The following is a 7,649-nucleotide window of genomic DNA, read 5'->3' as shown; positions in this document are numbered from 1 at the left end:
TCGCCGGCCTCGTCGTCCTCGGCGGGGCGCTCGCGGCCGCCGGTCCGGCCGGGGCGCGCGCGACCCTCGCGGTGGCCGCCACCGGGGCGGTGCTCGCCGCGCCCGTGGTGCTGCTCGTCGTCATCCGGGACGGCGTCGCCGGCTCGGTCTGGTACGCGTGGCCGCTCGCCCTCGCCGGGGCTCTGGGTGGCGCGGCACTGGCCGGCCGGCTGCCCGCGCCCGCCCCGGCGCTCGCGGCGGCGGTGGCGATGGTCGCCCTGGTCGTCGCCGACCGGCCGACCGAGGCGCTCGCCTGGGTCTACCTGTTCCTCGTCATGGCCGCGGTGGCCGCCACAGTCGGCACCGCGGCGCGCCGGCACGGGGACCTGCCGGCGTTCGGCGCGCTCGCCACGGCCGCGGCCGTCGGGGTCCACGCCTCGCTGCACCTCGCCCGGATCGGCGCCGACGGGCACGCCGACCCGGCGAAGATCCTCGGGCCCTCCGGGCAGGTCGCGGGCGCGATCGTGCTGGCGGTGGCGGCGGCGGTCCTGGTGCTCAGCCGGACAGCACGACCGCGATGATCCCGGCCAGGTGCGCGAGCCGTGCCACCTCGGCGGCGCGGAACATCGGCCCACCCGGCCGCCCGACGAGCAGCACCCGGTCCGGCTTGCCCAGCGGGGTGGCGGCCAGCTCCGTCCCGAGCTCCCGCCACGTCTCCGGAACCCAGCTCGCCTCGCCGTCGAGGATCGTGGCGCGGGCGAGCGGCAGCCACGGCAGGTCGAGCGTCTTCAGCTGCGGTGCCGCGGTGCTGGCGGTGAGCGTCCTCGCGCCCCCCTCGGCCGGCCCGACGACCAGCGCCCACCCGGCCCGGATGATCCGCGGCACGCCCTCGGTGAAGATGGCGAGCCCCTCGTCCGGCTGCTCGGCAACCTCCTCCACCAGCTCGAGCTCCCGGTGGGTGTCGAGCACCCCGGCGTACGGCCGCACCGCGTCGACCTCGACGTCCTCCACCGACTCGGCGGCGGTGATGAGCACGTCCGGCAGCCGGCCCTTCGGCAGCTCCACGACGAGATCGTCGATCGCCATGCCGGAGGTCCGTTCCACCACGTCCACGCTCAGGATGTCGGCCCCGATGCCGCCCAGCGCGGTCGCCACCGCTCCGAGAGCTCCCGGGCGGTCCGGCAACTGCACCCGGATCAGGAAGGACAAGGCGAACGCCTCCTGCGGTTGGTGTTGACCACGGCGCCTCTCCGCCGCGGTCGATCTCGTGCCGGCCGACGATTGTCGCAGACGCCAGGATGCGTCCACAGCAGCCGTCCACACCACGGGATCGGCGAGCCTGTGACCAGCTTGCCACCTCGATAACCCGTTCGGGACGCGGCGGGCGCTGGAAATAGACTTCGGCATCAAGTCAACCCGAGAAATTCGCACGTAGGGGAGTTCGCTCAGTGCCCAACATCTCGCGCGAGGAGGTCGCCCACCTCGCCCGCCTGGCCAGACTGGCTGTCACCGAGGACGAACTGGACAAGTTCGCCGGCCAGCTGGACGTCATCCTCCAGTCGGTGGCCAGCGTCGGCGAGGTCGCGGCCCAGGACATCCCGCCCACGTCGCACGCCGTGCGGCTCACCAACGTCTTCCGCGACGACCTCCCCCGCCCGGGCCTCACCCAGCAGCAGGCCCTGGCCGGCGCGCCGGCGGTCGAGGACGGCCGGTTCCGCGTGCCGCGCATCCTGGAGGAGGAAGCATGAGCGAGCTTGCGAGCGAATCATTGACACAGGGTGAGCTCACCCGCATGACGGCGGCCGAGCTGGCCGCCGAGATCCACGCCGGCAAGGTCTCCTCGGTCGAGGTCACCCAGGCCCACCTCGACCGCATCGCCGCCGTCGACCACACGGTCCACGCGTTCCTGCACGTCAACACCGAGGGCGCGCTGTCGGCGGCCCGCGCGGTCGACGAGGAGATCGCGGCCGGCCGCCCGCCGGTCTCGCCGCTCGCCGGTGTGCCGCTGGCGCTCAAGGACGTCTTCACCACCGAGGGCATCCCCACCACCTGCGGCTCCAAGATCCTGGAGGGCTGGGTCCCGCCCTACGACGCCACGGTTGCCCGCAAGCTCCACGAGGCCGGCGTCGTCATCCTCGGCAAGACCAACATGGACGAGTTCGCCATGGGCTCCTCCACCGAGAACTCCGCCTACGGCACCACGCACAACCCGTGGGACCTCGGGCGGATCCCCGGCGGCTCCGGCGGCGGCTCGTCGGCCTCGCTCGCCGCGTTCGAGGCGCCGCTGGCCATCGGCACCGACACCGGTGGCTCCATCCGCCAGCCCGCCTCGGTCACCGGCACGGTCGGCGTCAAGCCCACCTACGGCGGCGTGTCCCGGTACGGGCTCGTGGCGTTCTCGTCCTCGCTCGACCAGGGCGGGCCGTGCGCGCGCACGGTGCTCGACGCGGCGTTGCTGCACGAGGTGATCGCCGGCTACGACAAGCTCGACTCCACCTCCATCGACGCGCCGGTGCCGCCGGTGGTCGCCGCCACCCGCGAGGGTGCGATCGGCGACCTGCGCGGCGTGCGGGTCGGCGTGGTCCGCGAGTTCGCCGGCGAGTGGTACCAGGCGGGTGTCACCAACGCGTTCCGGCTCGCGGTCGACACGCTGCGCCAGCTCGGCGCGGACATCGTCGAGGTGTCCTGCCCGCACTTCGACTACGGGCTGGCCGCGTACTACCTGATCGCGCCCAGCGAAGCCTCGTCGAACCTGGCCCGGTTCGACGCGATGCGCTACGGCCTGCGGGTCGGCGACGAGAACGGCAACAGCGCCGAGCAGGTCATGGCGCTCACCCGGGAGGCCGGCTTCGGCGAGGAGGTCAAGCGGCGCATCATGATCGGCACTTACGCGCTGTCGTCGGGCTACTACGACGCCTACTACGGCCAGGCGCAGAAGGTGCGCACGCTGATCACCCGCGACTTCGAGGCCGCGTTCGCCGACGTGGACGTGCTCGTGTCGCCCACCACGCCCACCACCGCGTTCCGCATCGGCGAGCGCGTCGACGACCCGGTGGCCATGTACCGCGCGGACCTGTGCACGATCCCGGCGAACCTCGCCGGCACCCCCGCCATGAGCGTGCCGTGCGGGCTGTCCGATGAGGACGGTCTGCCGGTCGGCCTGCAGGTGATGGCCCCCGCGCTGCAGGAGCAGCGGATGTACCGGGTGGCCGCCGCCTACGAGGTCGCCCGGAACACCGCCCAGGGCGGTCCGCTGATCAACCGGGTTCCCCAGCTGGAGGTCGCACGATGACCGGGCCAACGTCACTGTCCACTTCGGACGTCCTCGACTACGGCGAGGTGCTCGAGCGCTTCGACCCGGTGCTCGGGCTCGAGGTGCACGTCGAGCTGTCCACACACACCAAGATGTTCTGCGGCTGCCCGACCGAGTTCGGCGCCGAGCCGAACACCCAGGTCTGCCCGACCTGCCTGGGGCTGCCCGGCTCGCTGCCGGTGATCAACCGCACGGCGGTCGAGTCGGCGATCCGGATCGGGCTGGCGCTCGGCTGCGAGATCGCGCCGTGGTGCCGGTTCGCGCGGAAGAACTACTTCTACCCGGACATGCCGAAGAACTTCCAGACCTCGCAGTACGACGAGCCCATCGCGTTCAACGGCAAGCTGGACGTGGAGCTCGCCGACGGCACGGTGGTCACCGTCGAGATCGAGCGCGCGCACATGGAGGAGGACACCGGCAAGTCGCTGCACGTCGGCGGCGCCACCGGACGCATCCACGGCGCCGACCACTCGCTGCTGGACTACAACCGGGCCGGTGTGCCGCTGGTCGAGATCGTCACCAAGCCCGTCGTCGGCACCGGCGCCCGCGCGCCGGAGGTCGCCCGCGCGTACGTCACGGTGCTGCGCGCCCTGCTGCGGGCGCTGGACGTGTCGGACGTGCGGATGGACCAGGGCTCGCTGCGCTGCGACGCGAACGTGTCGCTGATGCCGCGCGGCACGACCGTGTTCGGCACCCGCACCGAGACCAAGAACGTCAACTCGCTGCGCAGCGTCGAGCGTGCGGTGCGCTACGAGATGACCCGGCAGGCGGCGGTGCTCGTGGCCGGCGGCGAGATCGTTCAGGAGACCCGGCACTTCCAGGAGGCCACCGGCACCACGTCGGCCGGCAGGCGCAAGGAGACCTCGGAGGACTACCGGTACTTCCCGGAGCCCGACCTCGTGCCGATCGAGCCAGCGCCGGAGTGGGTCGAGAAGCTGCGCGCCACGCTGCCGGAGATGCCGGCGGAGCGCCGCAAGCGCGTCCAGGCCGACTGGGGCCTGTCCGATCTGGAGCTGCGCGACCTGGTCAACGCCGGCGCCATCGACCTCGTCGCGGCCACGGTGGACGCCGGGGCGCCGCCGGCGGAGGCCCGTGCCTGGTGGGTCAACTACCTGTGCCAGGAGGCCAACTCCCGCGGCGCGGAGTTGCCGGAGCTGCCGATCACCCCGGCGCAGGTGGCCCGGGTCGCGGCGCTGGTGTCCGAGGGGGCGTTGACCAACAAGCTCGCCCGGGGGGTCGTCGACGGCGTGCTGGCCGGCGAGGGCGAGCCCGACGAGGTCGTCGCGGCGCGTGGGCTGGCGGTGGTCTCCGACGACACCGCGCTGTACGCGGCGATCGACGAGGCGCTGGCCGCCCAGCCGGACGTCGCGGACAAGATCCGTGGCGGCAAGGTTCAGGCCGCGGGCGCGATCGTGGGCGCGGTGATGAAGGCCACCAAGGGCCAGGCGGACGCCAAGCGGGTGCGCGAGCTGATCCTCGAACGCTGCGGCTAGCGGTACCCGGCCCGACGGCCCGCGAGTCCCGCCGGCGACTCGCGGGCCGTCGCGCCGCACACCACCGACAGAACCTGCCCGCCGACAACCTGCCCGCCGACGAACTGCCCGCGCCGTGCGGGCCTGTGGACAACCCCCGGACCCGCGGGGGCCCCCCGCTTTCCACTCTACGGATGCGCACCGACAGAAACGGCGTGCGCCGAACGAACCTGTGGACAACCTCGGACTCGCGGGTTCGGCATGTCATCGATCTGACGGCATCGGAACGATCAGTTCCTCATACGGAATGCCGTCCCCATACTTGGCCAGTACCCGGCAGATGACCTTGATTCGCCCCGGTCGCATCGGTTCAATGCCGTTGACAACGTTGCGCACCGTTCCTTCAGGGAAGTTGTCCCACCTATGACGCTGCATTCTTTGGCCAGCCTTCCGATCGACCAGTTGGGGTCTTCGAGCCAGGTGCGGATCAACTCCCGCTTGATCTTGGGCATAGCTTCTCCAACGGGAGGATCGTGCAGTCATGCAGTTCGCGGAGCAGGTTGGTGGCCCGGACCCAATGAATAGCTGGATCTTCAAAGGCGATGTTCGCATCGCCCGTAACGACAGGAGAAGGCCGACCGCTTTGGTAGAGCGCGCCGCGAACACCTGCGAGTGGGAACCGGCGAACCCGAATCGCGGCCGCCCCCTTGCGTAGCGCCGGGCAGAGACGCAGCGATGTGCGAAGGCAAGGCAGGCAGACCGGTGGCTCGGTGACCCCCAAGTTCTCTGGCCAACTGGGCCAGTCGTCCCGATGGTCCTTGAGCAACCACAGGATGCCGTCGTCAATACGGCCAGCCGGGCCGGCGCAGACCTGGCACAACATTCGCAGCATGGCCCGTCGTTGCCGTAGCGGGTGGACCTCGCCGAACCGTGGTCGGTCTTGCCCTGGTTGCGAGGTCATGCGGCGCCACAGGATCCCTTTGCGGTCCCGGTCGATCACGGTTTCGTCCGAGTAGGCGATGCCGCGACCGGGACGTTCGATCACTTTTCTCTTGCGTCGGTCGCAATGCGATTGGTTGATGTTGCGAGTCGTGGGTCACCCTCCCGTTCTCGCCGCCCAGCCCGGCCGTGCAGCGCTACCGCCAGCGCTGCCAGCGCTGCCACCCGTTCAGCCAAGGCATGCTCCCTCACGATCTTGATCACTCGCTGCTACCCCCGCATGTCAGGTGCTTATGATCACGAAACCCCGGGACAACAGGTGTGCGGAACGGGGTGCGCACCGTTGCCACATGGGTCATCACCTGCGGTTACGCTGGTATCCAGTGCTGAAACGGCGACACTGAGAAACGTGGCACAGATGGCTCGGGAACCGGTGGAGATCACGGAGCTACGGCGCGCCCTCGGGGAACGCCTGGCCACGTTCCGCAAGGCGGCGGATATCACGCAAGGACAGCTTGCGACGGCCGCCTACGTCGACCGCACCACCGTGTCCCACGTCGAGAAGGGCCGTGCCCGCGCTGACGAGGCGTTCTGGCAGACCGCTGACCAGCTCACCGAATCCGGCGGACAGCTTGTTGCCGCCTATCGCCAGCTTGAGACCACCAAGCGTGAGTGCGAAGCAGACGTGCGTGCGAACGAGTTGGCCGCGATACGCGCGAAGGCGGACGGCCTGCGTAGTACGCCGCTGACCGGATGGGGCATGTCACCGGCAGGTCTGGATGACGAGATGGCGGCCATCGAGTTGGCGCGTCGCGTGGCCGCCAGCGATGTGGGCGATGAGACGCTGACCCGCCTGGAGCTGGCCTTCGACGAGCTGGCCACGGCCTACCCGGTCACGCCTCCGGCCGAGCTGCTGGTGCGACTGCGCCACCACCTGGCATACATCAGCACCCTCATGGACGGCCGCATGACGCTCTCCGAGCGGAAACGGCTGGTCGTGGTCGGAGGCTGGCTGTCGCTGTTGGCCGCCACCGTCCACGTTGACCTGAACCGGTCGGCCGCCGCGACCGCCCGCCTGCGAACGGCGGCGAGCTTGGCGCAGCAGGCCGGACACGACGAGGTCCGTGCCTGGTGCTTCGAGACGGAAGCCTGGCGAGTGTTGACCGAAGGCAACTACCGACGCGCCTTGGAGCTGTCCCGGGCGGCGCAAGAGCTGGCTCCCTCCGGTAGCTCGGTCGCCATCCAGGCCACCGCCCAAGAAGGCCGGGCATGGGCGCGGTTGCGCCAACCCCGTGAGACCTACAGCGCGATCGAGCGGGTCACCAAGCTCGTATCCCCGCTGGAGCGCCCGGACCACCCCGAGCACCACTACCGCTACGACCCGGACAAGTCGGTGGCCTACGTTGCGACCACGCTGGCGTGGGCCGGTGATCCGGCAGCGGAGCGCTACGCCCGTGAGGTCATCGCACGGCTCGAGCCCAGCGAAGGTAGCGGGAAATGGCCGCGTCGGGTCGCCGCTGCGAACCTTGACCTGGCCTTGGCGTTGCTGGTGACCAATCGCCTCGACGAAGCCTGTGCCGCGGCGCTCCAAGCCATGTTGTCCGGTCGCGTGGTGCCGTCCAACCATTGGCGAGCGGCGGAGGTTGTCAAGGCGGTGGAGACCCGGCAACTTCCCGAAGCCCGTGACCTCCGGGAAGCTTACGAGGAGCTGCGACGGGGTGAGCCGGACGCAAGCGCACCCAACGAGCTGGAGTGCTAGGTCCTTGCAAGCGCTCGGTGCGCCGATGTCCCCGGATCACGGTTGTGTAAGGGCTTGGAAATGAACAACACGCTCAACTGGGTGTGTCGGTCGGGCTGATGGTGTAGTTCCATTCGCCGTGCCACTCGTGTGGGGTCAGATACCGCGCGAGGAGTGTTCTCATCTCACGATCGGTGATCTTGATGCC

General features: G+C 70.4%; 6 protein-coding genes and 1 pseudogene. 6 read left to right on the top strand and 1 reads right to left on the bottom strand.

Translation table 11 applies throughout. The features are described from left to right. Positions 1 to 560: pseudogene (locus tag GEV28_RS41225) on the top strand (hypothetical protein); the annotation flags it as partial. Here GEV28_RS41225 and GEV28_RS41220 read toward each other — a convergent pair. Continuing rightward, positions 535 to 1,188, bottom strand: a complete 654-nt coding sequence (locus tag GEV28_RS41220; RefSeq protein ID WP_291419674.1) for an amino acid-binding protein — start codon at positions 1,186 to 1,188, stop codon at positions 535 to 537. The pseudogene GEV28_RS41225 and the gene GEV28_RS41220 sit on opposite strands and share 26 nt — an antisense overlap. A 239-nt stretch (positions 1,189 to 1,427) precedes the next feature. Here GEV28_RS41220 and gatC point away from each other — a divergent pair, with 239 nt between their 5' ends. From gatC to GEV28_RS41195, 5 genes are all read left to right on the top strand, one after another. Continuing rightward, on the top strand, positions 1,428 to 1,727 hold the full coding sequence (gene gatC / locus GEV28_RS41215) for an Asp-tRNA(Asn)/Glu-tRNA(Gln) amidotransferase subunit GatC (protein ID WP_291419672.1): 300 nt from the start codon (positions 1,428 to 1,430) through the stop codon (positions 1,725 to 1,727). Beyond that, positions 1,724 to 3,271, top strand: a complete 1,548-nt coding sequence (gene gatA / locus GEV28_RS41210; protein WP_291419670.1) for an Asp-tRNA(Asn)/Glu-tRNA(Gln) amidotransferase subunit GatA — start codon at positions 1,724 to 1,726, stop codon at positions 3,269 to 3,271. Before gatC ends, gatA begins: the two co-directional genes overlap by 4 nt. Then, entirely contained in the window at positions 3,268 to 4,785 is a 1,518-nt protein-coding gene (gene gatB / locus GEV28_RS41205) for an Asp-tRNA(Asn)/Glu-tRNA(Gln) amidotransferase subunit GatB (protein ID WP_291419668.1), read from the top strand. Before gatA ends, gatB begins: the two co-directional genes overlap by 4 nt. Before the next feature lie 520 nt (positions 4,786 to 5,305). Then, complete coding sequence (locus tag GEV28_RS41200; RefSeq protein WP_291419666.1) at positions 5,306 to 5,479, top strand: hypothetical protein; 174 nt, start codon at positions 5,306 to 5,308, stop codon at positions 5,477 to 5,479. Positions 5,480 to 6,121: 642 nt separating this feature from the next. Continuing rightward, positions 6,122 to 7,462: a helix-turn-helix transcriptional regulator gene (locus GEV28_RS41195; RefSeq protein WP_291419675.1), complete on the top strand. Its 1,341-nt coding sequence runs from the start codon at positions 6,122 to 6,124 to the stop codon at positions 7,460 to 7,462. Positions 7,463 to 7,649 lie beyond the last annotated feature (187 nt).

Origin of the sequence: Actinophytocola sp. (assembly GCF_009379765.1) — a bacterium.
Lineage (GTDB): Bacteria > Actinomycetota > Actinomycetes > Mycobacteriales > Pseudonocardiaceae > Actinophytocola.
The sequence above is the reverse complement of the archived record's forward strand: the minus strand, read 5'-3'. Positions and strand labels throughout refer to the sequence as shown.